The sequence below is a fragment of the Massilia suwonensis genome (genome assembly GCF_042655665.1).
In the GTDB taxonomy this organism is placed as follows: domain Bacteria; phylum Pseudomonadota; class Gammaproteobacteria; order Burkholderiales; family Burkholderiaceae_D; genus Telluria; species Telluria suwonensis.
Genome location: NZ_JBHSMR010000014.1, coordinates 130,504 through 153,881, shown reverse-complemented (window position 1 = coordinate 153,881; position 23,378 = coordinate 130,504). Strand labels below are relative to the sequence as shown.

The following is a 23,378-nucleotide window of genomic DNA, read 5'->3' as shown; positions in this document are numbered from 1 at the left end:
TTACCGCTTGATCGCCGGAATCGCCGCCGGCTTCCACGGCTTCACCGGCTGCTCCTTCATCTTCTTCTCGAGCAGCTCGATCGCCACTTCCAGCTGGCGGTCGCGCCCGGCGAAGGTCTCGTGCGGCAGGTTGTCGACCTCGACGTCGGGCGTCACGCCGACGCCTTCGATCAGCCATTCGCCGTCCGCCCCGAACTGGCCGTTTTCGGCCACGCGCGCCATGCCGTTGTCCGCCAGGCCGTTGCCGTCGCTCAGCCACACGCCCGCACCCGCGGTGCGCTTGCCGACCAGGGGGCCGAGCTTCAGGGCCTTGACGCCGGCGGCGAAGGTCTCGCCGTCGGAATAGGTCAGCTCGTCCATCAGCACGACCAGGTGGCCGCGGAAGGTGTTCTGCATGTTCGAGTAAGGCTGCCTGCCGTTCGAGGCCCAGAAGGCCCAGGAGCGGCGCAACAGCTTTTCGATGATCCAGCTGTCGATGTTGCCGCCGTTATTGCGGCGCACGTCGATGACCAGGCCTTCCTTGTTGATGTTGGCGTAGAAGTCGCGCGCGAAGGCGTTGATGTCGCGCGCCACCATCGCGCGCAGGTGCAGGTAGCCGATCTTGCCCTTGGAGGCGGCATCGACCTGCTGCGCCCTGCCCTGCTCCCAGTCGGCGTAGCGCAGGCTGGCGTGGCGCGCCATCGGCACCGGCGTGACGATCACGGCGCGCGCTTGTCCACCTGCGCGCTTCACGTTCAGCAGCACCTGCTTGCCGGCCGTGTCGAGCAGCAGGTCGGCGATGTCGCGCGCTTCCACCAGCGACTTGCCGTTCACCGCCGTGATGACGTCGCTTTCCTTGACGTTGACGTCGGGCGCGGCCAGCGGGCCGGCTTCCGACGGCAGCTCCGGCTCGCTGCGGTAGACGCGGTCGACGCGGTAGCCATCCGCCACGCGGCTGAGCACCGCGCCCAGGCTGGCCGGCACGCCTTCGGCAGGCGCACGCCGCACGTCGCCGGGACGGATCTGCGAGTGCAGCGCGCCGACCTCGCCCACCATCATGCCCAGCACGTCGTCCAGTTCCGCGCGGTCGGTCACGCGCTCGACCAGCGGCGCGTAGCGGCTGCGCACGGCGTTCCAGTCGATGCCGCGCATCTTGGCGTCGTACAGGAAGTCGCGGTGCATGCGCCAGGCGTCGTTGAACATCTGCTTCCATTCCAGGCGCGGGTTCGACGTCACCGCCCAGTCGTCGATCTTGACCTTGGCCTTCGACAGGTCGGCGGGCGCCTTGGCGCCGGCGTCGACCACCAGCATGTCGCCCGGCGTGCCCTTGGCCCAGGTGCGGTAGAACAGGTGCTTGCGGTCGCTCGACAGGCCGAACTCGCGCACGCCGGCGGCGAAGGTTTCGGGCTGGGGCGCGCTGCGCGTGATCGCCAAGGTACGGAGCGTGCCCTTGGCCGCTTCGTCGTCGCCCGCCTCGAGCAGGTAGAGGCGCTTGTCGTCGAGCGCCAGCGCGCGGTAGTTGCCCGGTTCGACCGGCACTTCGTACAGACGCTCGCGCAGGCCGGCATAGACGATGCCCGGGGTCGGCGCCTTGGACTTTTCGGCGCCGGCCTTGCTGGCGGCGGCCACCGCTGCGGCGGCGATCGCGGCGGTCTTCTCGCCCTCCTCGCCCGGCGCCTTGACGGCCGCCCTGGCCGCCGCTTCCGGCGACTTTTCTTCCGGCTTGGTCAGCTCGTCCTCGGGCTTGAAAGGGAAACGGGAATCGGGCTGCAGCGCCAGCGCATACACGCCGACGCGCTTGTCGAACACGGGCCCCATGTTACGGTCGCTCCAGACCGAGACATTGCCGACGTCGAAGTGGCGCGACGACAGGAAGTAGAGCCACTTCCCATCCGGCGAAAAGGCCGGCGAGCTGGCCTCGTAGCGGTCGGTCGTGACGAAGCTGAGCGCCTTGCCGGCAAGGTTGTACATGCCGATCTGGTCGCGCCGCTCGCTGCTGCCCACGCGGACAAAAGCGAGGTTGCGGCTGTCCGGCGACCAGACCACCTGGTCCGAAGGATCGAGGCCTTCGAGGCCGGCGTCGTCGATGATCACGTTGGTCTTGGCGGCCAGGTCGAGCAGCCAGGTGCGGCCCTTCTTGTCGGTGTGCGCCAGCCATTTGCCGTCCGGCGAGGGATACAGGTTACGGCGGTGGCTGGCGCCGTCCATCGTCAGGCGTTCGCCATGGCCCGAGCCGTCGGCGGCGTAGCGCCAGATCTCGTTCTCGCCGCTGGTGTCGGCGATCGCGTACACCCATTTGTCGTCGTGGCTGAAGACGGCGCCGCGCGCACGCGCGCCTTCCGGCACCGCGATCTCGACGCGCCGGTGGCTGCCGGTGCCGGCAATCGTCACGCGGCCGCGCGCGGTGATCACGATGCGCTCGGCCTTGTTGGCGACCTCGATGCTGGTGAGCGCCTCGAGCGGCGACTTCACGCGGCGCATGCGCTGCTGGTCGAAGTCGGACAGCAGGGTGGCTTTCAGAAGAGAGTCCGCGCCGCTGGCGATGTCGAAGACGTGCAGGTCCGCGCCCAGCTGGTAGGCGATGCGGCCGTCGCCCAGCGAGGCGGTGCGCACGTCCCACTCCTTGTGATTGGTGAGCTGGCGGCGCCCGCTGCCGTCGGGATTGGCGGTCCACAGGTTGTCGGCGCCGCCGGCGTCGCTGATGAAGTACAGGCGGCCCTGCCACCACATCGCGCGCCGGTTGTTGGCATTGTCGCCCTTGAACAACGGCTCGGCCTCGCCCTTCCCCTGCAAGTCGAAGCGCCACAGCTGGGCATGCGCGCCGCCGCGGTAGGACTTGACGTTATCGTTGGTCATGGACAAGCCCATGCGCGTGAAGTACACGGTACGTCCGGCGTCGTCGAGCACGGCGTCGTTGGCGTCGGCCAGGGGCAGGACGCGGCGTTTCAGGCTGGCCGGATCCAGCGCGGCCACCACGCGGTGCTTGGCCGGCCCCGTCGAATTCTCGGTGCTGACCAGGACTTCACCCTGCGCGGTCCAACCCAGCACCGTGACGCCGCCGTTCTCGAAGGTGATCCGCTTCGGCAGGCCGCCCTCGATCGGCATCACATAGGCTTCCTGGGCGCCTTCGTAGGAGGCGGCAAAGGCGACGAACTTGCCGTCGTGCGAGATCGCGGCATGGGTTTCGCTCGATGGGTGCGTGGTCAGGCGCGTGGCCTTGCCGCCTGCGAGCGTGGTGCGCCACAAATCTCCCTCGGCGGTGAACACGACCGTGTCGCCGCGCACGGCCGGGAAGCGGAAATAGGGATCGGCGGCGCCGGCCTGGGCACCGATCAGAGCCAGGGACAGCGCGAGGATGGTACGGGACAGTTTCATGGTCACTGCGGCAGAGTTTGCTAAAGAGCATGAGTCTGCCACAGCGCACAGATGAGTTGGCGTGCATACATGCAAAAAAAAACCGCGCCGAGGCGCGGTTCTTGTGAAGCGGGAACGAGACTTATTCGATCTCGACCGTCTCGGCCGGTGCCGGCGGCGGCAGTGCATCGCCTTCCGGGAACTCGAGGATGACGTCGTCCTTCTCGTTCAGGTCGACCGTAACGCGGCCACCGTTGACCAGGCGGCCGAACAGCAGCTCGTCGGCCAGGGCCTTGCGGATCATGTCCTGGATCAGGCGCGACATCGGACGCGCACCCATCTGCGGATCGAAGCCCTTCGAGGCGAGGAACTTGCGCAGTTTCTCGGTGAAGACGGCTTCCACCTTCTTCTCGTGCAGCTGCTCTTCCAGCTGCATCAGGAACTTGTCCACGACGCGCAGGATGATTTCCTCGTCCAGCGCGCGGAAGCTGATGATCGCGTCCAGGCGGTTGCGGAACTCCGGCGTGAACATGCGCTTGATGTCGGCCATCTCGTCGCCGGCCGCCTTCGAATCGACGAAGCCCACCGAGCGCTTGGTCAGGCTCTCGGCGCCCGCGTTCGTGGTCATGATGATGATCACGTTGCGGAAGTCGGCCTTGCGTCCATTGTTGTCGGTCAGCGTGCCATGGTCCATCACCTGCAGCAGGATGTTGAAAATGTCCGGATGGGCTTTTTCGATCTCGTCCAGCAGCAGCACCGCGTGCGGCTTCTTGGTGATGGCTTCCGTCAGCAGGCCGCCCTGGTCGAAGCCGACGTAGCCCGGCGGCGCACCGATCAGGCGCGACACGGCGTGACGCTCCATGTACTCCGACATGTCGAAGCGGATCAGCTCGATGCCGAGGATAAAGGCGAGCTGCTTGGCCACCTCGGTCTTGCCGACACCGGTCGGACCGGAGAACAGGAAGGAGCCGATCGGCTTGTCCTGCTTGCCCAGGCCCGCGCGCGCCATCTTGATGGCGGACGCCAGCGCGTCGATCGCAGGGTCCTGGCCGAAGACGACGTTGCGCAAATCGCGGTCGATCGTCTGCAGCTTGCTGCGGTCGTCCTGGTTGACAGTCTGCGGCGGGATACGCGCGATCTTGGCGATGATTTCCTCGATCTCGGTCTTGCCGATGGTCTTCTTCTGCTTCGACTTCGGCAGGATACGCTGGGCCGCGCCCGCTTCGTCGATGACGTCGATCGCCTTGTCAGGCAGGTGACGGTCGTTGATGAAGCGTGCCGCCAGTTCCGCCGCGGTCGACAGAGCCGACGACGAGTACTTCACGCCGTGATGCTCTTCGAAGCGCGACTTCAGGCCACGCAGGATCTGCACGGTCTGCTCGACCGACGGCTCGTTGACGTCCACTTTCTGGAAGCGGCGGGACAGTGCATGGTCTTTCTCGAACACGCCGCGGAATTCCGTGAACGTGGTCGCGCCGATGCATTTCAACTGGCCGTTGGCGAGCGCAGGTTTCAGCAGGTTCGAGGCGTCGAGCGTGCCGCCCGATGCGGAACCGGCGCCGATGATCGTATGGATCTCGTCGATGAACAGGATGCCGTTCGGCGTGTCCTTCAATTGCTTGAGGACGGCTTTCAGGCGCTGTTCGAAGTCGCCGCGGTACTTGGTGCCGGCCAGCAGCGCGCCCATGTCGAGCGAGAACACGACGGCGTTCTGCAGGATCTCGGGCACGTCTTCCTGGACGATGCGCCATGCCAGGCCTTCCGCGATCGCGGTCTTGCCGACACCGGCCTCACCGACGAGCAGCGGATTGTTCTTGCGGCGGCGGCACAGGATCTGGATCACGCGATCCACTTCCTCTTCGCGCCCGATCAGCGGATCGATCTTGCCGTCGGCAGCCGACTTGTTCAGGTTCTGGGTGAACTGATCGAGCGGGCTTTCCTTCGTCGCGCCTTCGACCTGCGCTTCTTCCACGCCTTCCGACGCCTTCTGGCTGTCGATCTGCTGGTCCTTGCGCACGCCGTGCGAAATGAAGTTCACCACGTCGAGACGGGTCACGCCCTGCTGGTGCAGGTAGTAAACGGCATGCGAGTCCTTCTCGCCGAAGATCGCGACGAGCACATTGGCGCCCGTGACTTCCTTCTTGCCGTTCGAGGCCGACTGCACGTGCATGATCGCGCGCTGGATCACGCGCTGGAAGCCGAGCGTCGGCTGGGTGTCGACCTCGCCCGTGCCCGGCACGGTCGGGGTGTTGTCACCGATGAAATTGGTCAGGGTCTTGCGCAGGTCATCGATATTGACCGCGCATGCACGCAGGACTTCAGCGGCCGAAGGATTATCGAGGAGCGCAAGCAGCAGGTGCTCCACGGTAATGAACTCGTGCCGTGCCTGTCGAGCTTCGACAAAGGCCATGTGTAGGGATACTTCAAGTTCCTGCGCAATCATACTTCCTCCATCACGCACTGCAGGGGATGCCCCGCCTTGCGCGCATGCGTTAAGACAAACTCCACTTTGGTACACGCTATATCTTTGGAAAACACGCCGCACACCCCTTTACCATGACGGTGTACGGAAAGCATGATCTGCGTCGCTGTTTCGCGATCCTTGTTGAAGTACTCCTGAATGATGGCCACCACGAATTCCATTGGTGTGTAGTCATCGTTCAGCAAGGCCACCTGATACAGGGGCGGTGGTTTAACTGTCTGCCGCTCCAGCAGCTGTTCGGTATCGTGCTTGGTTGCCATGGGCGTATTCTAAAGCGTTCAAGGATGATGCAAAGCAGAAATATCAGCTCACTGCTATCAGCTCACTTCGATTCGCCTTCATCTTACTTGTTTTCCGTTGAAAGCGCAGATGCGGTTCCGATTGCGGAAATCAAGAGCTGGGTTTTCACAAGCGTTCTTCACAGGCATACAGATGGGCTATGCATGACGTATGAAAAAATTAACAACAGTCGCATCAAAGGGCTTGACTTCAAAGTTTAGTGCATCAACAATGCAAACATTGACATGTACTTATGTACTTGTTGATAAGAAGTGAGCAGGCTGAGGAGGGGGCAAGAAGCTTCTTGCTTTTATGGCTCGTGTGATTTGTTTATATTTGAAAGTTCTTTTATGGCAACTGGTACTGTTAAGTGGTTCAATGATTCCAAAGGCTTTGGCTTCATCACTCCAGATGACGGCGGCGAGGATCTGTTCGCGCATTTCTCCGCAATCAACATGAACGGTTTTAAGACCCTCAAAGAAGGTCAGAAAGTCCAATTCGAAGTCACGCAAGGCCCTAAAGGCAAGCAAGCTTCCAACATCCAGGGCATGTAATACCGCCCTCGGAAGCGAGAAACCCCGCGAACCGCGGGGTTTTTTTTCGTCCGTGCAGTTTATCCGGCGCCCGCCTCTTCCAAAGCGGGCCGAGCCGTAATAAAGCTTATTGCATCTGCTCGATCATGACCTCGCCGAAGCCCGAGCACGAGACCTGGGTCGCGCCTTCCATCAGGCGCGCGAAATCGTAGGTCACGCGTTTCGAGGTGATCGCCTTTTCCATCGACGAAATGATGAGGTCGGCGGCCTCGGTCCAGCCCATGTGGCGCAGCATCATTTCCGCCGACAGGATCAGCGAGCCCGGATTCACGTAATCCTTGCCCGCGTATTTCGGCGCGGTGCCGTGGGTCGCCTCGAACATCGCCACCGAGTCCGACATGTTCGCGCCCGGCGCGATGCCGATGCCGCCGACCTGGGCCGCCAGCGCGTCCGAGATGTAGTCACCGTTCAGGTTCAGGGTCGCAATCACGCTGTACTCGGCCGGACGCAGCAGGATCTGCTGCAGGAAGGCGTCGGCGATCGAATCCTTGATGGTGATGTCGCGGCCCGTCTTCGGGCTCTTGAACCTGCACCATGGGCCGCCGTCGATCAGCTCGGCGCCGAACTCCTTCTGCGCCAGTGCGTAGGCCCAGTCGCGGAAGCCGCCCTCGGTGTACTTCATGATATTGCCCTTGTGGACGATCGTGACCGAAGGCTTGTCGTTGTCGATCGCGTACTGGATCGCTTTTCTCACCAGGCGCTCGGTGCCTTCGCGCGAAACCGGCTTGATGCCGATGCCCGAGGTCTCCGGGAAGCGGATTTTCTTCACTCCCATTTCTTTAGTGAGGAAGGCGATCATCTTCTGCGCCCCTTCCGACTCCGCCGCCCATTCGATACCGGCGTAGATGTCTTCCGAGTTCTCGCGGAAGATGACCATGTCGGTCTTTTCCGGCTGCTTCAGCGGCGAAGGCACGCCGGCGAAATAGCGCACCGGGCGCAGGCAGACGTAGAGATCGAGTTCCTGGCGCAGCGCCACGTTGAGCGAACGGATGCCGCCGCCGACCGGCGTGGTCAGCGGACCCTTGATCGAGACCACGTAGTCCTTCACCACCTCGAGCGTCTCGGTCGGCAGCCAGACGTCGGGACCATACACATTGGTCGACTTCTCGCCGGCGAAGATTTCCATCCAGCTGATCTTGCGCCGGCCGCCATAGGCCTTCGCCACCGCCGCATCGACCACCTTGAGCATCACGGGAGTAATATCGAGGCCGGTGCCGTCGCCTTCGATATAGGGGATGATCGGATTGTCCGGCACGTTGAGCGAGAAATCGGCGTTGACCGTGATTTTCTGGCCGTCGGCCGGGACGTTTATGTGTTGGTACATGTGTTCTCCCAGGTGGTCGCAGGGCTGCATTACAATAGCGGCAGGATCTGTAGTCCTCTATAAGACATAAGATGGCGTCTTGCATTATGCACCATTTTGCCAGATGCCACGCTTCACCGCCCAGCGCTTCACCAGTCGTTCCACACTTTATTCATGCCGCTTATCCTCTTCAATAAACCCTTCCAGGTCCTGTGCCAATTCTCGCCGCAGGAAGGCCGGCAATCGCTCGCCGACTACCTCTCCATTCCCGGCATCTATCCGGCCGGCCGCCTGGATGCCGACAGCGAGGGCCTGATGCTACTCACCGACGACGGCGCCCTGCAGCACAAGATCGCGCATCCGGACCACAAGGAGGCCAAGACCTATCTGGTGCAGGTCGACGGAATCCCCGATGCGGCTTCCCTCGCCCGCCTGCAGGCGCCGATCGACTTGGGCGACTTCGTGACGAAACCCTGCCGCGCAGTGCGCATTGCCGAACCGGAGTGGCTGTGGCCGCGCAACCCGCCGATCCGGACGCGTGCGGACAAGCCGACCGGGTGGATTGCGATCACGCTGGAAGAGGGAAAGAACCGGCAGGTGCGCAGGATGACGGCGGCGGTGGGATTGCCGACGCTGCGGCTGGTAAGGAGCAGTATCGGACCGTTCAGTCTGGCGACGCATCCCTTGATGCCGGGCGAATTCGTCGAAATACCAGTCGCAGCCTTGAAGAGCAAGCGCTGACGTAGGGTGGGCGCCCTGTGCCCACCAAATCGTGGCGTCGCGTTGACGCACGCGTGTGGTGGGCACGGGGCGCCCACCCTACGTCTCAGGTCCGAACGATTCGATATAAATAAAAAAACCCGCCGGCCCTTTCGGAACCGGCGGGTTTTATTGACCAGCTAAGACTAGCTTACGCGCCCAGCGAAGCCAGCGCAGCGTTAAACGTCGCGCTCGGACGCATCACGGCCTTCACCTTGGCGTCGTCCGCCTTGTAGTAGCCGCCGATGTCGACCGGCTTGCCCTGCACTTCCAGCAGCTCGGCCACGATCTTGGCTTCGTTCTCGGCCAGGTTCTTGGCCAGCGGCGCGAAGTAGGACGCCAGTTCGGCGTCTTCCGTCTGTGCGGCCAGTTCCTGGGCCCAGTACAGCGACAGGTAGAACTGGCTGCCGCGGTTGTCGAGCTCGCCGGTCTTCGGCGATGGCGACTTGCGGTTGTCCAGCAGCTTGCCGGTTGCGGCGTCGAGCGTCTTGGCCAGGACCTTGGCCTTGTCGCTGCCGGTCTTGATGCCGAGGTCTTCCAGCGACACGGCCAGGGCCAGGAACTCGCCCAGCGAATCCCAGCGCAGGTGGTTTTCTTCCACCAGCTGCTGCACGTGCTTCGGAGCCGAACCGCCGGCGCCGGTTTCGTACATGCCGCCGCCGGCCATCAGCGGGACGATCGACAGCATCTTGGCCGAGGTGCCCAGTTCCATGATCGGGAACAGGTCGGTCAGGTAGTCGCGCAGGATGTTGCCGGTCACCGAGATGGTGTCCAGGCCGCGCTTGACACGCTCCAGCGTGTAGCGCATCGCACGCACCTGCGACATGATCTGGATGTCCAGGCCGGTCGTGTCGTGGTCCTTCAGGTAGGTCTTGACCTTCTTGATCAGCTCATTCTCGTGCGGACGGTACGGGTCCAGCCAGAATACGGCCGGCATGCCCGAGTTGCGTGCGCGCGTCACGGCCAGCTTGACCCAGTCGCGGATCGGCGCGTCCTTGACCTGGCACATGCGCCAGATGTCGCCCGTCTCGACGTTCTGGCTCATCAGGACTTCGCCGGTGGCGAGGTCGGTGATGTTGGCGATGCCGTCTTCCTGGATCTCGAAGGTCTTGTCGTGCGAGCCGTATTCTTCGGCTTGCTGCGCCATCAGGCCCACGTTCGGGACGGTGCCCATGGTCTTCGGATCGAAGGCGCCGTGCCATTTGCAGAAGTTGATGATCTCCTGGTAGATACGGGCGAAGGTCGATTCAGGGATGACCGCCTTCACTTCCTTCAGCGAGCCGGTCGCGTCGTACATCTTGCCGCCGGCGCGGATCATCGCAGGCATCGAGGCGTCGACGATGACGTCGTTCGGCGAGTGGAAGTTGGTGATGCCCTTGGCCGAGTCGACCATGGCAAGCGCCGGACGGTGTTCCTGGCAGGCGTGCAGGTCGCGTTCGATTTCTTCGCGCTGCGAGGCCGGCAGGTTGGCGATCTTGTTGTAGAGATCAGCCATGCCGTTGTTGACGTTGATGCCGAGGCTGTCGAACAGGGCGCCGTGCTTTTCGAAGGCTTCCTTGTAGAACATGCGCACGCAGTGGCCGAAGACGATCGGGTGCGAGACCTTCATCATCGTCGCTTTCACGTGCAGCGAGAACAGGACGCCGGTATCACGGGCATCGTTGATCTGCTGTTCGTAGAAGGCCAGCAGGGCCTTGCGGCTCATGAACATCGAATCGATGATCTCGCCGTCCTGCAGCGCGACCTTCGGCTTCAGGACGATGGTCTGGCCGCTCTTGGTGATCAGTTCCATCTTGACCTCGCGGGCGCCCTGCACCGTCATCGACTTTTCGCCATGGTAGAAGTCGCCATGGGTCATGTGCGAGACGTGGGTGCGCGATGCCGGCGACCATGGGGCCATCGAGTGCGGGTTCTTGCGTGCGTACTCCTTGACGGCGCGCGGTGCGCGGCGGTCCGAGTTACCTTCGCGCAGGACCGGGTTCACGGCGGAACCGATGCACTTGCCGTAACGGGCCTTGATGGCTTTCTCTTCGTCGGTCTTGGCGTCGGCCGGGTAGTCGGGCAAGTTGTAGCCCTTCTCCTGCAGTTCCTTGATGGCGGCGGTCAGCTGGCCGACCGAAGCGGAAATGTTCGGCAGCTTGATGATGTTCGCGTCCGGCTCGAGCGTCTTCTTGCCCAGTTCGGCCAGGGCGTCCGGCACGCGCTGCTCGGGCGTCAGGGCTTCCGGGAAGGCGGCCAGGATACGGGCCGCGACCGAGATGTCGCTCGAGACGACGTCGATGCCGGCGGCCTTGGTGAAGGTGCTGACGACAGGCAGGAAGGCGTGGGTCGCCAGCAGTGGCGCCTCGTCGGTCAGGGTGTAGATGATGGTCGGATTACTGCTCATGCGCTTTTTCCTCGGTTCTCGCGAACGGTCGCGATGGTTCAACTAATAAATGCCTGTCCTCGTCCGCGCTGAACGCGACGTCCTGCGAGAGCTATGCGGCCCGCCGGACATGCTACTCCTCCTTCACGCGAAGGGGAACCGGGCACGAAGGCCGCGGCGCACTGCCGGGAGAGCTCTGCTGTCGCTCAAGTCTTCTATAAGACATAAGACGAGCGTTTCATATTATGCACCAGTATTTTACTGTGCGCCACCGCTTTAGCAAGCCACAGGCTACGCGGCGCTCGGCCGCGTGCGAACGCGCTAGGATGGAATCACAGCCTTGACAGGAGTCGCCATGACCGTACGCCAGTCCGACGCATCGACGATCGCCGAGCAGCGTTCCCTCGGCTGGGCCGGCTACCTGCTGGGATTCGGCCTGGGCGGCTTTTTCGACGGCATCCTGCTGCACCAGATCCTGCAATGGCACCACCTGCTGTCTCTCGTCACTCGTCCGCCCTTCCAGAACATCCGGGTGCAGATCATGGCCGACGGCTTCTTTCACCTGCTGATGTACGTGCTGGCCGGAGCCGGCTTGTGGAAACTGTGGAAGGGACGCCACCACTTCGAGGGCGGCGGCGACCGCCTGCTGCTGGCGAACGCGGCGATCGGCTTCGGCGCCTGGCATATGCTCGACGGCGTGCTGTCGCACTGGATTCTCGGGATTCACCGCATCCGGCTCGATTCGGAGAATGTGCTGTTTTGGGACTTGCTGTGGTTTATCGTCTTTGGCGTGGTCTTCGTGGTGCTCGGCCGGTGGCTGCGGCGCGGCAATGGGGGCGCTGTGGGTGGACGCGGCGGCGCGGCGGCGCTGGTGCTGGCGGTGCTCGTCGGTGGGCCGGTCGCAGCGCTGCCGCCGCCGGGCCTCGATACGGTGATGGTATTTTATAAGCCGGGGACAAAGCCGGCGACGGTGTTTGCCGGGATCGAGGCGGTGGATGGACGCATCCTGTGGTCGGCGCCCTCGGGGGATGTGTGGGCGCTGGATGTGAAAGATCGCAGCAAGACTGGCCTGCTTTACAAGCATGGCGCCTGGATGGTCAGCAATTCGGCGCTGGCGGCGGGATGCCTGGCCTGGACCTCGGCACGCAGATAGACCGACATTCGTAGGGTGGACTCCCGAGTCCACGCGGTGATACGCGACGGCGAGATCATCGAGCACGAGAGCGGAGCCGCTAACAATCATGCGTGGACTCAGGAGTCCACCCTACGAACTCCGAATCCGGAGCAAATTATCTCCAGAAGCGGAAAAACCCGCCAGGCTCGATGCCGGGCGGGTTTCTCTTCCACTGTACTGCCAGCGCGGCCGGGACCGCGCGCCAACCGGGTATTAAGCCGACAGGGCTTTCAGGGCAGCAGCCAGGCGGCTCTTGTGGCGAGCGGCCTTGTTCTTGTGGATGATCTTCTTGTCAGCGATGCTGTCGATGGTCGAAACCGACGACTGGAAGATGCTGGTTGCTGCAGCTTTGTCGCCTGCCTGGATGGCTTTGCGGACGGCCTTGATGGCGGTGCGCAGGGTCGAACGCTGAGCGCTGTTGTGTGCGTTTTGCTTAACTGCTTGACGAGCGCGTTTGCGCGCTTGTGCGGTATTTGCCATGGAATTTCCTAAATCGGGGTCAAGTTGCGTTTGCAAACATTAGCGAGTCAAACTGGCCCATTCCAGTGCCTGCCAAACATATGTGTCTGCTAACAGAATTCAGTACAGCCCACGATTATAGCGAAACAACCCTCTTCTGGCAATTCATTCTTCATTTTCGCCACGCGAGAGAGCGTCACGGAGGTGTTGCCCAGCTATAATCTCGCCCCATGAATCTGCTCAAGACCCTCGCTGCCATTTCCAGCATGACCATGGTGTCCCGCGTGACGGGCCTGTTGCGCGAAAGCCTGTTCGCGACCGCCTTCGGCGCCTCGAACTTCACCGACGCCTTCAATATCGCCTTCCGCCTGCCCAACCTGCTGCGCCGCCTGTTCGCCGAGGGCGCCTTCTCGCAGGCCTTCGTGCCGATCATTACCGAGTACAAGACCAAGCACGGCCAGGAAGCCACCAAGACCCTGGTCGACCACGTGGCAACCGTGCTGATCTGGGCGACCGTGCTGACCAGCATCGCCGGCATCGTCGCGGCACCGGTCCTGATCTACTGGATCGGCGGCGGCCTGCAGCGCGAGCCGGCGGCCTTCGATGCCGCCGTCGTCATGACGCGCATGATGTTCCCGTATATCGCCTGCATGGCCTTCGTCGCCCTCTCCAGCGGCGTGCTCAACACCTGGCGCCAGTTCAAGATTCCCGCGATTACGCCGGTGCTGCTGAACCTCTCCTTTATCTTCGCCGCCGTCGTCATGGCCGACTGGTTCGCGCAGCCGATCTATGCGATGGCGGTGGGCGTGTGCATCGGCGGCGTGCTGCAGGTGGCGCTCCAGCTTCCCTCGCTGCTGAAGATCGGCATGCTCCCGCGCCTGTCGATCAATCCCCTGGTCGGCCTGCGCGACGCCGGCGTGCACCGCATGCTGGCCAAGATGGGACCGGCCGTGTTCTCGGTGGCCGCGGCCCAGATCAGCCTCCTGATCAACACCACGATCGCGGCCGGCCTGGCGGCGGGCGCCGTCTCGGCCCTGCAATATGCGGACCGCCTGATGGAATTGCCGACCGCCCTGCTCGGCGTCGCCCTGGGGACGATCCTGCTGCCCGGCCTGGCCAAGGCCAACACCGAAGGCGATACCCGCGAATACTCCTCGCTGCTGGACTGGGGCCTGCGCCTGACCTTCCTGCTGTCGCTGCCGGCCGCGGTGGGCCTGGCCACCCTGGCCGAGCCGATGATCGCCACCCTGTTCCACTACGGCGCCTTCGACAACGCCGACGTCGTCGCCTCCTCGCTCCCTCTGATGGCCTACAGCGCCGGCCTGCTCGGCTTCATCCTGGTGAAGACGCTGGCGCCGGCCTTCTTCGCGCGCCAGGACGTGCGCACGCCGGTGCGCATCGCCGTCGGCGTGCTGGTCGTGACGCAGTTGATGAACCTCGTCTTCGTGCCGCTTCTGGGCGTGGCCGGCCTGGCCCTGTCGATCGGCGTCGGCGCCTGCATCAACGCGGCCCTGCTGTATACCGGCCTGCGCAAGCGCGCGATCTACCAGCCGGAGCCGGGATGGGGCGGCTTCTTCCTCAAGCTGGTGATTGCCGTGTCCGTGATGGGCGCGGTGGCCTGGTTCGGCCAGGTGCAGTTCGACTGGATCGCGATGCGCGCCCACCCGCTGATGCGCGCCGGCGCCCTGCTGGCCATCATCAGCGTCAGCGCGATCAGCTATTTCGGCGTGCTCGGCGTCCTGGGTTTTCGTCCGCGCGACTTCAAGCGCCGCGCCAAGTAATCAGGTGCCCGACGCCGTGTCGGGTGGGGGTGGCGGCGCGGTTTCCTTTTCCTCTTCCGCTTCGTCCGCTTCCTCCGGCTGCGCGGGCGCCGGTTCCGGCTCCGCTGCAGGCGCGTCGGCCGGCGCCGCCGGCGGCACCGCGGCAGGCACGGGCGGCGTCTCCGGCCGTGGCGGCGGCAGCGATACCAGCGGCGGGCGGACCGGCGTCACCGGCACGCCCTCGGCCGCCGAGAACTTCCACTCCGACAGGTGCTCGCGGTTCTCGAAGTGCGGAAAGCGCGCGTCGAAGTTCGCCACCTTCAGCGGCTTCGCCTGCGACAGGCTGTACACGGCCAGCACCCCGACATTCTCTCCCTGGTAGACGATGCCCCACTGCGTGCCGCCCGTGATCGGGTCCACAAAAATCTTGCGCAGGTGGCGCCGGGTGCCGGGAAAACGCGGGTCCTTCAGCAGGTCCTGCAGCGTCGGCGGCACCGGCGTGTAGCCCTTGGGCGTGGCGGCGGCATAGCTGCGCAGGGCCGCGCTGTAGGCGGCGCCGATTTCCAGCAGCTCCTGCTCGGCGGCGGCGCGGCGCAGCAGGCTGTCCACCTTCACGGTCGCCGCGCCGACCATGCCCAGGATCGCGACGAACACGATCAGGCCGACGTAGGTGAAGCCGGCTACGCGACGAGGATGGCGCGCTACCATTCGGCGTAGGGCCGGCCGTCGCGGCCATTCCCCGGCGCGCCGCTGTGCAGGTCGTAGACCTCGCCCTGGATGCCCTCCTCTTCGGGCGGCACGATGACCCAGCCGCTGTCGCTCTCGAGAATCGGGTCCACCGGCAAACGCGCCAGGTATTTTTTCTCGACCAGCTGTTCGAGCGAATCCGGATAACGCCCGGTATCGGCATGGAACTGCTCGATCACCGCGCGCGTGCTGCGCAGGTTGTCCATCAAAATGGTCTCCCTGGTCTTGTCCACGCTGGGAAAGAAGCGCGGCACGGCCAGCGTCAGCAGCAGCGCGACGATGGCCAGCACCACCAGCAGTTCGATCAGCGTGAAGCCCTTTTTCATGACCCGCATGTTCACCACCGCCGGTAGGGAATGCCGCTCAGCGAAACGCGCGAGGAAGTCGAATACACGTCGTAGACGTCGTCGCCCTCTTTCGGTTCCTCCGCTTCGCTGGCGTAGCTGCGCTTGCCCCAGGTCTCGGCCTCGCTCAGTTCGGGATCGGGATTGAAGGGGTCGCGCGGCAGGCGGCGCAGAAAAAAGATCTTCGCGCCCTTCGGGCTGCGCAGGTCGCGCGCGCCTTCGACCAGCAGTTCCAGTCTGGCCGGGTAGCCGCTGGCGCCGGCCGCCTTCGCGATGCGGCCTTCGTCGGATGCGCGCTTGTAGGCGTCGAGCGCGGCGCGGATCTCGCGCAGCGACTGGCGCAAGGCGGCTTCGTCGCGGCGCTGGACCACGGTCTGGCCGACCGGGATCACGAGCGTGGCCAGCAGCGCCAGGATGGCGAGCGTGACCAGCAGCTCGATCAGGGTGAAGCCGCGCCGCTTCATTGCACGGGCGGCTGCGTCGTTACGGGTGGTGCCGGAATCGGCGTGACCTGGACACCCGGCTGCGCCGCTGGCGGCACTGTGTATGGCGCCGGTGCGGTGCCGATCGGCTGCGACAGCGGCACGCCGGTCACTGCGGGCGTGGCCGGCGTGGCCGGCTGGCCGACCGGCGGCGCCACTGGCACGGCAGGCCGCGCAGGCTGCACCGCCGGCTGCGCCGTCGGCAGGCGCAGCGCCGTATCCGGACGGCGGCGGAAGCTCGATTCGGTGCCGGCGCTGAATTCCGCCGCCCCGGCCGGCGGACGCTGGACCGTGCGCACCAGGTGCGGCGTGATCGACAGCACGATCTCGGTCTTGTCGTCGGTGTCGTGCGTGCTGCCGAACAGGCGGCCCAGGATCGGCAGGTTGCCCACGCCCGGCACCTTGCTGCCGCTGCTGCGGTCTTCGCTGTTGATCAGGCCCGCCAGCACCTGGTTCTCGCCATCCTTCAATTGCAGCATGGTGGTCGCCGAGCGCGTGCCGATGCGGTAGGCCACCGCGTTCTCGGTCTGGATCGTGTCGACCAGGTTGCTCACCTCGAGCGAGATGCGGATCCCGACTTCGTTGTTCAGGTAGATGGTCGGCTCAACGTTCAGCGTCAGGCCGACGTCGACGTAGTTGATCGACTGCGACAGGAAGCTGCCGGTGGTCGCGGGCGACACGTTGGTCGTGATGTTCGGGACCTTGTCGCCGATGACGACCTTGGCCTTTTCCTTGTTGCGCACGCGGATGCGCGGATTGGCCAGGGTGTTCGAATCCGAATCGGTCTTGTTGGCGTTGACCGTGGCGCGCACGCCGGACACGCCGATCACGCTGCTGTTCAGGCCACGCAACTCGTCGATCGAAATCGGCGCACCGCTGCTGCCGATCAGCGGCGCGAAGCCCAGGCTCTGCGGCCAGGCCACGCCCAGGTCCATGATACGGCTACGCTTGATCTCGAGCACCTCGACGTCGAGCATGACTTCCGGCTCGGCCACGTCCTGCAAGGCCACCAGCTGGGTCGCCAGCTTGATCGCTTCCGGGCTGTCGCGCAGGATCACCAGGTTCAGCTTCTCGTCCACCACCACGTCGCGCGACTTCAGGATGGTCTTGAAGGTGTTGGCGATGCTTTTCGCGTCGGCGTTGGCAAGATAAAACGTCTTGACCGTCAGCTCCTGGTATTCCTTCAGCTTGGCCGCGCTGTTCGGGTAGATCAGGATGGTGTTGCCGTCCATGACCTGGCGCTCGAGCTGGTTGGTCACCAGCAGGAAGTGCACGGCCGCTTCCACCGTGCTGTTCTTCAGGAAGATCGAGGTGCGCGTGTCGGAGCGCACGTCCTTGTCGAAGACGAAGTTCAGGCCCGAATGGCGCGCGATGATCTCGAAGACCTGGCGCAGCGGCGCATCGCGGAACTCGAGGCTGATCGGTTTGCGAAAGCTCGCCGCCAGCGTCGCCTCGCCTGTCGATGCCGCCGGCACGGCCGCCTTTTCGTCGAGTTCGACCAGCAGCCGGCGCGCGCCTTCGTGGCCGGGACGCTCGCTCAGGATCGCGCCCAGCTTCTGGCGCGCGGCCTCGACGTCCTTCTTCTCGATATCGGCGCGCGCCGCATCGAACAAGGCGCTGTGGCGGCGGTCGGCCTCGATCTGGCGCATGCCGGCGCGGCCACGCTCGTTGGCCGGGTCGACCTCGAGCACCTGCTGGTACGCATTGCGCGCGGCGTCGACGCGGCCGGCTGCCAGCTCGCGTTCGGCCTGCTCGATGAGGCGCGTGGCGGCGGCGTCGCGTGCACGCAGGAGCGCCGCGCGGTACAGCGCGTTGCCCGGATCGGCCGCCACCGCTTCGCGGTATTTCGCCAGGCCGGCACTGACCTGCTGCTGGGCGACGAGGGCATTGCCTTCCTGGTAGGCGCGCTGCGCCGTGCAGCCCGACAGCAGCGCGGCGCCGCACAGCAATGAGGCCCAGGCACGAATGCGGGAACGAACCATCAATCGAATACTCCAATGTTGAGCTGCTGGACCTGGTTCAGCGGCAGGTAAGTCAGGGTCATCAGGGGCGGCGCGATGCGGTCGATGCGCCAGGCGCCCTCCAGCACGGCGCCTTCATGGGCGATGTGCGTGCTCTGGCCGCTGGCAAGGTAGACCTCCCACTTGCCCTCCCCGAGCGACTTGCCGATGACGGTAAAGGGCAGCGGCGGCGCGGCCGGCGGCGGTGGCGCCGCCGGTTTCGGCGGCGGTGGCGGCGGCGGGGTCCAGTCCTGGCGGCCGAACAACGCGCCGTCGCCGGCGTTGAAGCTGTCCTTGCCGTCGCCGATCAGGGTCTCGCGCGGCACCAGGCGCGCGACCGGCGGCGCCGGTTTCGCTTCTGTCCGGCGCGCGGACGCGGGACGTGCGGAGGCCGGACGTTCGACCGCCTCCGCGACCTCGGCTTCCGGGCTGCGGTCGCCGAAAACGAGCAGGCCGGCGGCAAGCAGCAGGGCCGCGCCCATGGCGATGTGGCGCGGCTTCATCGCGGCGCTCCCGGTGCGTCCGACAGGTAGAGGGTCAGGCGCAGGCGCGCTTCCAGGCCGGTCTCGACGATGTTGTCGCGCTTGAAGCTGACGTCGTCGAGCGAGGCATAGGGCAGCGCGCGCAGGCTCTGCAGCGCGAACTGCCAGACCTGGGCATAGCTGCCCTTCACGGGCAGGTTGATCTGGTAGGTGTGCAGCCTGGCGTTGCGGTCGACGCCACGCTTGTACTCGCCCTGGCGCAGCACCAGGCCGCTCTTCGCCGCCAGCGCGAACAGGGTCTTCAGCGCCGGTTCGACATCGCGCTGGCGTCCGAGCGCGCTGCGGAACAGGGCCAGGTTCTCGGGAGCGCCGCTTTCGAGCACCACCGGCGCCAGGCTCGGATCAACTGCGGGCGGCGGCAGCGCGGCGGCGCGCCGGGCCTGCGCGCGCTCCTGCTCCAGGGCCTCGCGCGCCGGCAGCACCCAGGCCAGCACCAGCAGGCCGGCCAGGGCCAGCAGCAGCGCGGCGATCGTCACCGGGTTCAGGGCGCGCAGCGCCAGGCGCAGGCGCAGAGCGCTTCGGGCAAACGTCATGGCGCCTCCCATCCGGCATCGAGCTGGAAGCGCAGCGGGCGGTTCGGGTCCTGCTCGACCACCTCGTGGCGCACCAGGGTGACGGATGCGAACCACTCCTCGCGTTCGAGCAGGCTGACATAGGCCAGCATGTCGTCGCTGTTCTTCGCCTCCGCCGTGATGCGCAGCACGCGGCGTTTCGCGTCCGGCTCCAGCGCCAGCAGCGCGACGCTTTGCGGGGTCGCCGCGCGCACGGCGTCATGCAGCGCGCGCCACGGCAGGTTCAGTTGCGCGATCGCGGCGTTCACGGCCAGCGCTTCCTGTTCGCTGACGGGCGTGCGCGGCGCGCTCGGCGCGGCGACCGGCGTAGCGGCGCGTGCCTGCAGGGCGGCCAGCTGCGCGTCGACCTCTTCGCGCGCCTCGCGGTAATCGAACACCTGCACCAGCGCCACGGCGCACAGGGCCAGCGCGCCGATAGCCGACACGCGGGCGGCCAGGGGCGCGCGCAGCAGCGTGCGGCGCAGGCTGGGCGGCGCGAAATCGAGGCGTACAGGTTTCCGCATCGTCCTCATCGGACGCTCCCGGTGCACGCCAGGCGCAGCGCGCCCGCCTCCCCTGCCGCGCCATCCTCGAACAGCGTGCAGGCCAGTCCGTCTGCCTCGCCCGCCCAGCTGCGCGGCGCCGTCCCGCACAGCTGCAGCAGGCCCGGCGCCGTCAGGCCGAGGCGCAGCGCCTCGCGTGCAATGTGATTGTCCAGCCAGGCGCGGTCGGCGCCGGGCGGCACGACTGCCGTGCGCAGCGCGGCCAGCGTCTTGCCCTCGTAGGCGGCCAGCGTCAGCACCTGGCCATGCACCAGGCCGAACCAGGCGCCGGGACGGCGCAGCCTGCGCCAGCCGTTCATCGCGGCGACGAACTGCGGCACCACTTCGACCAGCGGACAGCGCGCCGCCCGCGCCGCATCGGCGACGGCCGCCAGCAAGGGCGCGGGCAGCGCCGCGGCCAGGAAAGGCTGGTCGGCGCGCCAGTCGGCGGCCAGGGTCCAGCCGGCCGTGGCGCTGCCGAACAGGCTCGTAAAGCGCATCGCGGCGGCGGCCTGCAAATCGGCGGGACTGGCGGCCTGCGGCGGCGGAGATACCTGCCAGATGCGCGCCAGCTCGTCGGCCAGCACCACCGTCAAGGGCCAGCCGGCGGCATCGATGCCTTCGAACAGCGTGCGCAGGCCGCGCGCCAGGCTCTCCGGTTCGGGGCCGTCGATATGCAGCTCGGACAGCAGCGTGCGGCGCGCGCCGAACAGGCGGCTGGTGCGCACCAGGGCCAGGCTGTCGTGGCCGACGCCCAGGCGCAATCCCTGTCCAGGCAATCTAGGCATGCTGGGTCACCCTCCGGATTTCGTCGAGGGTGGTGGCGCCGCGCTTGACCAGGTCGAGCGCGGCCAGGCGCAGGCTGCGCGTGCCGTTGGCCTGCGCGGCGGCCTTGATGCGGCGAATCGGCTGCTTGTCGACGATCAGTTCGCGGATCTCGTCGTTCAGGGTCAGGATCTCGGCGATCGAGCGGCGGCCCTTGTAGCCGGTGCCGCGGCAATCGCCGCAGCCCTTCCCGTGCATGAAGAGATAGTCGCTCACCTCAAGCCGCTCCAGCCGCGCCGCGGCCAGTTCGGCGTCATCCGGATCGTACTGCACCGCGCAGTGCGGGCAGTTCATGCGCACCAGGCGCTGGGCCCAGATGCCGTTCAGGGCCGAGACGAAGGCATACGGATCGATGCCCATGTGGGTGAAGCGGCCGAACACGTCGAACACGTTGTTGGCGTGGACGGTGGTGAGCACCAGGTGGCCGGTCAGCGCCGACTGCACCGCGATTTCCGCCGTCTCGCGGTCGCGAATCTCGCCGACCATGATCTTGTCCGGATCGTGGCGCAGGATCGAGCGCAGGCCTTTCGCAAAGGTGAGGCCCTTCTTCTCGTTGACGGGAATCTGCAGGATGCCGGGCAGCTGGTACTCGACCGGGTCTTCGATAGTGATGATCTTCTCGCGCCCGTTGTGGATTTCGGTCAGCGCCGCATACAGGGTCGTGGTCTTGCCCGAGCCGGTGGGCCCCGTCACCAAGAGCATTCCGTAGGCTTCCTGGGCCAGCTGGCGCAGGGTTGCCAGCGAAGGCGCGTCGAAGCCCAGCGCTTCCAGCGTGAGGGCGCCGTAGGCTTCGACCATGGCGCGCTTGTCGAGGATACGGATGACCGCATCCTCGCCATGGATGCTCGGCATGATGGAGACGCGCAGGTCGATCTCGCGTCCGCCCGATTCGACCCGGAAGCTGCCGTCCTGCGGGATACGGCGCTCGGCGATATCGAGTTCCGCCAGCACCTTCAAACGGGAGATGATGTGCTCGGCCAGCTCGATGCCGCCCACGCTGGTGGCATGATCGAGCACGCCGTCGACGCGGTATTTCACCGCGATGCCCGTGGCCGTGCTCTCGAGGTGGATGTCGGAGGCGCCCGCCTTGAGGGCATCGTACAGCGTCGAATTGACCAGCTTGACGGCCGGGCTGCCCGCCTCCGAGACCGAGGCGAAGGACAGCACGGCGGCGGTCTTGCCGTCGCGCCGGGCGTTGTCGTTGCCGGGTGCGAGCGTGTCGACCGCGCGCGCCGAGGCTTCCTGGCGCGACAGATAGGCCTGGATGTCTGCCGCCAGCGCCAGGCGCAGGTGCAGCGGCGCGCGCGGCGAACTGCCGGCCTGCGCCGCCAGCCAGGTCTGCTGGTCGAGGTCAAAGGGATCGGCGATCACGCCGGTCAGCGCGCCGCCGGGTCCGCGCAGCAGCACGCAGTGGCGCGACAGGGCCTGGGCCAGCGGCAGCAGGTCGAAGGCCGGCTCCTGGCTCAGCATCTCGGCCGTTTCCATCACGCTCAGGCCAAAGGGCTGGGCCAGCGCGGCCACCAGCTGGCGCGGCTCGAGCCCGGTCAGCGCTTCGAGTTCGGCCACCAGCGCGCGCTGCGACTGGCGGCTCTGGACGCGGGCGCGCGCCAGCAGGGCTGAATCGAGCACGGTCACGACATATCCCCTGCCAGATCGAAGATCGGCATGTACAGCAGCACCACGATGGCGCCGACCACCAGGCCGATGGCCGCCATCAGCAGGGGCTCGAAGGTGCGCGTAAAGCGGTCGATCCAGCGGCTGATCTCGCCGTCGTAGAAGGCGGCCGATTGCGTCAGCATCGGGCCCATGTCGCCGGTGCGCTCGCCCACGCGCAGCATGCGCAGGGAGATTGGCGTGGTCAGGCCGTTGGCCTCGAAGGCATCCGACAGCGGCCGGCCCGATTCGATGGCGGCGCGCGCATTCGCCAGCGCGCCGCGCAGCGTGTTGGAGACCATCGGCTGCACCGTCTCGATTGCGCTCACGATGGTGATGCCGCCTTCGGTCAGCATGCCGAGCGTGAGATAGAGGCGCGAGAGTTCGTAGATGCGCGCGCGTTCGCCGATGCCGGGCAGGCGCGCCAGCACGCGGTTGACGCCGCCGCTTTTCAACAGGCGGCGCACGCCAGTTACCGCCAGCGCCAGCAGCGCCAGCGCGCACAGGAACAGCGCGCCGCCGTGCCTGGCCGCGAACTGGCCCCATTCCAGCAGCAGTTGACTCATCCAGGGCAGGTTGCGCCCCGCCCCTTGATACACCTCGGCGAAGCGCGGCACCACGTAGCCGATCAGGAAGCCGGACACGCCGCCGCCGACGCACAGCAGGATCACCGGATAGATCGAGGCGCTGACGATTTTCGAACGCACGGTGTCGATGCGCTGCTGGTAGTCGATGTAGCGCGCCAGCGCGCGCGGCAAATCGCTGGTGCCTTCGGCGGCGCGCACGATGCCGACGTACAGCGGCGGGAACAGGGCCGGCTGGGCGGCCAGCACGCCGGAAAAGCGCTTGCCTTCGCGCAGTCCCGCAAGCAGGCGTTCGAGCACGCCGCGCGCGGCGGGATTGGCTTCCTTTTCCAGCAAGGCCTCGAGGCCTTCGACGATGCCGAGGCCCGCGTTCAGGAGGGCCAGCAGTTCCTGGCTGAACAGGACCAGCGAGAGCTTGGGGCCACGCGCACGCGCCATGCGCACGCCGCCCTGCGCTTCGACGGCGCTGACGTACAGGCCGCGCGCCTCGACCTGGCGGCGGGCGTCGGCTTCGTCGAGGGCATCGACCACGATGCTGGCGATCGAGAGGTCGGGCGCGAGGGTGCGGACTGCGAACTGCATGAAGACGTGCCCGGGTGTG

Annotated in this window: 20 protein-coding genes; 4 read left to right on the top strand and 16 right to left on the bottom strand. The window is 65.8% G+C overall.

The window, feature by feature from the left end; translation table 11 throughout:
- The 3 genes from ACFPQ5_RS21030 to clpS all read right to left on the bottom strand — a co-directional run bounded on the left by ACFPQ5_RS21030 (position 1) and on the right by clpS (position 6,075).
- Entirely contained in the window at positions 1-3,354 is a 3,354-nt protein-coding gene (locus ACFPQ5_RS21030) for a S41 family peptidase (protein WP_379760456.1), read from the bottom strand.
- Positions 3,355-3,475: 121 nt separating this feature from the next.
- On the bottom strand, positions 3,476-5,776 hold the full coding sequence (gene clpA, locus ACFPQ5_RS21025; RefSeq protein WP_379760454.1) for an ATP-dependent Clp protease ATP-binding subunit ClpA: 2,301 nt from the start codon (positions 5,774-5,776) through the stop codon (positions 3,476-3,478).
- A complete protein-coding gene (gene clpS, locus ACFPQ5_RS21020; RefSeq protein WP_027864722.1) occupies positions 5,773-6,075 on the bottom strand; it encodes an ATP-dependent Clp protease adapter ClpS in 303 nt (100 codons plus the stop codon). The genes clpA and clpS overlap by 4 nt, the downstream gene beginning before the upstream one ends.
- A gap of 369 nt (positions 6,076-6,444) precedes the next feature.
- On the opposite strand from clpS, the gene cspE reads away from it, so the two are divergent.
- Positions 6,445-6,648 carry a transcription antiterminator/RNA stability regulator CspE gene (gene cspE, locus ACFPQ5_RS21015; protein WP_020653506.1) on the top strand — a complete coding sequence of 68 codons (204 nt, stop codon included), beginning with the start codon at positions 6,445-6,447 and terminating at the stop codon, positions 6,646-6,648.
- 106 nt (positions 6,649-6,754) lie between these two features.
- Here cspE and icd read toward each other — a convergent pair whose 3' ends face one another.
- Entirely contained in the window at positions 6,755-8,011 is a 1,257-nt protein-coding gene (icd, locus tag ACFPQ5_RS21010) for an NADP-dependent isocitrate dehydrogenase (protein ID WP_379760452.1), read from the bottom strand.
- A gap of 153 nt (positions 8,012-8,164) precedes the next feature.
- Here icd and ACFPQ5_RS21005 point away from each other — a divergent pair, with 153 nt between their 5' ends.
- Positions 8,165-8,731 carry a pseudouridine synthase gene (locus ACFPQ5_RS21005; protein WP_379760450.1) on the top strand — a complete coding sequence of 189 codons (567 nt, stop codon included), beginning with the start codon at positions 8,165-8,167 and terminating at the stop codon, positions 8,729-8,731.
- 169 nt (positions 8,732-8,900) lie between these two features.
- Here ACFPQ5_RS21005 and ACFPQ5_RS21000 read toward each other — a convergent pair whose 3' ends face one another.
- The gene (locus ACFPQ5_RS21000; protein WP_379760448.1) at positions 8,901-11,135 is read right to left on the bottom strand and encodes an NADP-dependent isocitrate dehydrogenase; all 2,235 of its coding nucleotides are present in this window, start codon (positions 11,133-11,135) and stop codon (positions 8,901-8,903) included.
- Positions 11,136-11,469: 334 nt separating this feature from the next.
- On the opposite strand from ACFPQ5_RS21000, the gene ACFPQ5_RS20995 reads away from it, so the two are divergent.
- The gene (locus ACFPQ5_RS20995; RefSeq protein WP_379760446.1) at positions 11,470-12,267 is read left to right on the top strand and encodes a DUF2243 domain-containing protein; all 798 of its coding nucleotides are present in this window, start codon (positions 11,470-11,472) and stop codon (positions 12,265-12,267) included.
- Between the two features lie 234 nt (positions 12,268-12,501).
- Here the strand turns inward: ACFPQ5_RS20995 and rpsT are convergent, their stop codons facing one another.
- Positions 12,502-12,768: a 30S ribosomal protein S20 gene (rpsT, locus tag ACFPQ5_RS20990; RefSeq protein WP_056339242.1), complete on the bottom strand. Its 267-nt coding sequence runs from the start codon at positions 12,766-12,768 to the stop codon at positions 12,502-12,504.
- A 209-nt stretch (positions 12,769-12,977) separates the two neighbouring features.
- Here rpsT and murJ point away from each other — a divergent pair, with 209 nt between their 5' ends.
- A complete protein-coding gene (gene murJ / locus ACFPQ5_RS20985) occupies positions 12,978-14,528 on the top strand; it encodes a murein biosynthesis integral membrane protein MurJ (RefSeq protein WP_379760444.1) in 1,551 nt (516 codons plus the stop codon).
- Here murJ and ACFPQ5_RS20980 read toward each other — a convergent pair whose 3' ends face one another.
- Genes ACFPQ5_RS20980 through ACFPQ5_RS20935 form a run of 10 tightly spaced genes read right to left on the bottom strand, consistent with a single transcriptional unit; the run spans position 14,529 to position 23,359 of the window.
- The gene (locus tag ACFPQ5_RS20980; protein WP_379760442.1) at positions 14,529-15,215 is read right to left on the bottom strand and encodes a type II secretion system protein; all 687 of its coding nucleotides are present in this window, start codon (positions 15,213-15,215) and stop codon (positions 14,529-14,531) included.
- Complete coding sequence (locus tag ACFPQ5_RS20975; RefSeq protein WP_379760440.1) at positions 15,209-15,589, bottom strand: prepilin-type N-terminal cleavage/methylation domain-containing protein; 381 nt, start codon at positions 15,587-15,589, stop codon at positions 15,209-15,211. Before ACFPQ5_RS20975 ends, ACFPQ5_RS20980 begins: the two co-directional genes overlap by 7 nt.
- Positions 15,590-15,591: 2 nt before the next feature.
- Positions 15,592-16,062 (bottom strand): prepilin-type N-terminal cleavage/methylation domain-containing protein, encoded by a 471-nt coding sequence (locus ACFPQ5_RS20970; protein WP_379760438.1) that lies wholly within the window; start codon positions 16,060-16,062, stop codon positions 15,592-15,594.
- Positions 16,059-18,062 (bottom strand): secretin N-terminal domain-containing protein, encoded by a 2,004-nt coding sequence (locus ACFPQ5_RS20965; RefSeq protein WP_379761386.1) that lies wholly within the window; start codon positions 18,060-18,062, stop codon positions 16,059-16,061. The genes ACFPQ5_RS20970 and ACFPQ5_RS20965 overlap by 4 nt, the downstream gene beginning before the upstream one ends.
- Positions 18,062-18,583: a hypothetical protein gene (locus ACFPQ5_RS20960; protein ID WP_379760436.1), complete on the bottom strand. Its 522-nt coding sequence runs from the start codon at positions 18,581-18,583 to the stop codon at positions 18,062-18,064. Before ACFPQ5_RS20960 ends, ACFPQ5_RS20965 begins: the two co-directional genes overlap by 1 nt.
- On the bottom strand, positions 18,580-19,155 hold the full coding sequence (locus ACFPQ5_RS20955) for a hypothetical protein (RefSeq protein WP_379760434.1): 576 nt from the start codon (positions 19,153-19,155) through the stop codon (positions 18,580-18,582). Before ACFPQ5_RS20955 ends, ACFPQ5_RS20960 begins: the two co-directional genes overlap by 4 nt.
- On the bottom strand, positions 19,152-19,697 hold the full coding sequence (locus ACFPQ5_RS20950) for a PilN domain-containing protein (protein ID WP_379760432.1): 546 nt from the start codon (positions 19,695-19,697) through the stop codon (positions 19,152-19,154). Before ACFPQ5_RS20950 ends, ACFPQ5_RS20955 begins: the two co-directional genes overlap by 4 nt.
- 5 nt (positions 19,698-19,702) lie before the next feature.
- Positions 19,703-20,503, bottom strand: coding sequence for a hypothetical protein (locus tag ACFPQ5_RS20945; RefSeq protein ID WP_379760430.1), 801 nt, complete (start codon positions 20,501-20,503; stop codon positions 19,703-19,705).
- Entirely contained in the window at positions 20,496-22,175 is a 1,680-nt protein-coding gene (locus ACFPQ5_RS20940; RefSeq protein WP_379760428.1) for a GspE/PulE family protein, read from the bottom strand. The genes ACFPQ5_RS20945 and ACFPQ5_RS20940 overlap by 8 nt, the downstream gene beginning before the upstream one ends.
- The gene (locus ACFPQ5_RS20935; protein ID WP_379760426.1) at positions 22,172-23,359 is read right to left on the bottom strand and encodes a type II secretion system F family protein; all 1,188 of its coding nucleotides are present in this window, start codon (positions 23,357-23,359) and stop codon (positions 22,172-22,174) included. The genes ACFPQ5_RS20940 and ACFPQ5_RS20935 overlap by 4 nt, the downstream gene beginning before the upstream one ends.
- Between the last annotated feature and the right edge of the window lie 19 nt (positions 23,360-23,378).

What these genes read in the sequence shown, in the direction of transcription:
- ACFPQ5_RS20950 (WP_379760432.1), bottom strand. Translation starts at nt 19,697, where the DNA reads ATGCGGAAACCTGTACGCCTCGATTTCGCGCCGCCCAGCCTGCGCCGC.
- ACFPQ5_RS20945 (WP_379760430.1), bottom strand. Translation starts at nt 20,503, where the DNA reads ATGCCTAGATTGCCTGGACAGGGATTGCGCCTGGGCGTCGGCCACGAC.
- icd (WP_379760452.1), bottom strand. Translation starts at nt 8,011, where the DNA reads ATGTACCAACACATAAACGTCCCGGCCGACGGCCAGAAAATCACGGTC.
- ACFPQ5_RS21000 (WP_379760448.1), bottom strand. Translation starts at nt 11,135, where the DNA reads ATGAGCAGTAATCCGACCATCATCTACACCCTGACCGACGAGGCGCCA.
- ACFPQ5_RS20955 (WP_379760434.1), bottom strand. Translation starts at nt 19,155, where the DNA reads ATGACGTTTGCCCGAAGCGCTCTGCGCCTGCGCCTGGCGCTGCGCGCC.
- murJ (WP_379760444.1), top strand. Translation starts at nt 12,978, where the DNA reads ATGAATCTGCTCAAGACCCTCGCTGCCATTTCCAGCATGACCATGGTG.
- clpS (WP_027864722.1), bottom strand. Translation starts at nt 6,075, where the DNA reads ATGGCAACCAAGCACGATACCGAACAGCTGCTGGAGCGGCAGACAGTT.
- ACFPQ5_RS20975 (WP_379760440.1), bottom strand. Translation starts at nt 15,589, where the DNA reads ATGCGGGTCATGAAAAAGGGCTTCACGCTGATCGAACTGCTGGTGGTG.
- ACFPQ5_RS20960 (WP_379760436.1), bottom strand. Translation starts at nt 18,583, where the DNA reads ATGAAGCCGCGCCACATCGCCATGGGCGCGGCCCTGCTGCTTGCCGCC.
- clpA (WP_379760454.1), bottom strand. Translation starts at nt 5,776, where the DNA reads ATGATTGCGCAGGAACTTGAAGTATCCCTACACATGGCCTTTGTCGAA.
- rpsT (WP_056339242.1), bottom strand. Translation starts at nt 12,768, where the DNA reads ATGGCAAATACCGCACAAGCGCGCAAACGCGCTCGTCAAGCAGTTAAG.
- ACFPQ5_RS21030 (WP_379760456.1), bottom strand. Translation starts at nt 3,354, where the DNA reads ATGAAACTGTCCCGTACCATCCTCGCGCTGTCCCTGGCTCTGATCGGT.
- ACFPQ5_RS20995 (WP_379760446.1), top strand. Translation starts at nt 11,470, where the DNA reads ATGACCGTACGCCAGTCCGACGCATCGACGATCGCCGAGCAGCGTTCC.
- cspE (WP_020653506.1), top strand. Translation starts at nt 6,445, where the DNA reads ATGGCAACTGGTACTGTTAAGTGGTTCAATGATTCCAAAGGCTTTGGC.
- ACFPQ5_RS20970 (WP_379760438.1), bottom strand. Translation starts at nt 16,062, where the DNA reads ATGAAGCGGCGCGGCTTCACCCTGATCGAGCTGCTGGTCACGCTCGCC.
- ACFPQ5_RS20980 (WP_379760442.1), bottom strand. Translation starts at nt 15,215, where the DNA reads ATGGTAGCGCGCCATCCTCGTCGCGTAGCCGGCTTCACCTACGTCGGC.
- ACFPQ5_RS20965 (WP_379761386.1), bottom strand. Translation starts at nt 18,062, where the DNA reads ATGGTTCGTTCCCGCATTCGTGCCTGGGCCTCATTGCTGTGCGGCGCC.
- ACFPQ5_RS21005 (WP_379760450.1), top strand. Translation starts at nt 8,165, where the DNA reads ATGCCGCTTATCCTCTTCAATAAACCCTTCCAGGTCCTGTGCCAATTC.
- ACFPQ5_RS20935 (WP_379760426.1), bottom strand. Translation starts at nt 23,359, where the DNA reads ATGCAGTTCGCAGTCCGCACCCTCGCGCCCGACCTCTCGATCGCCAGC.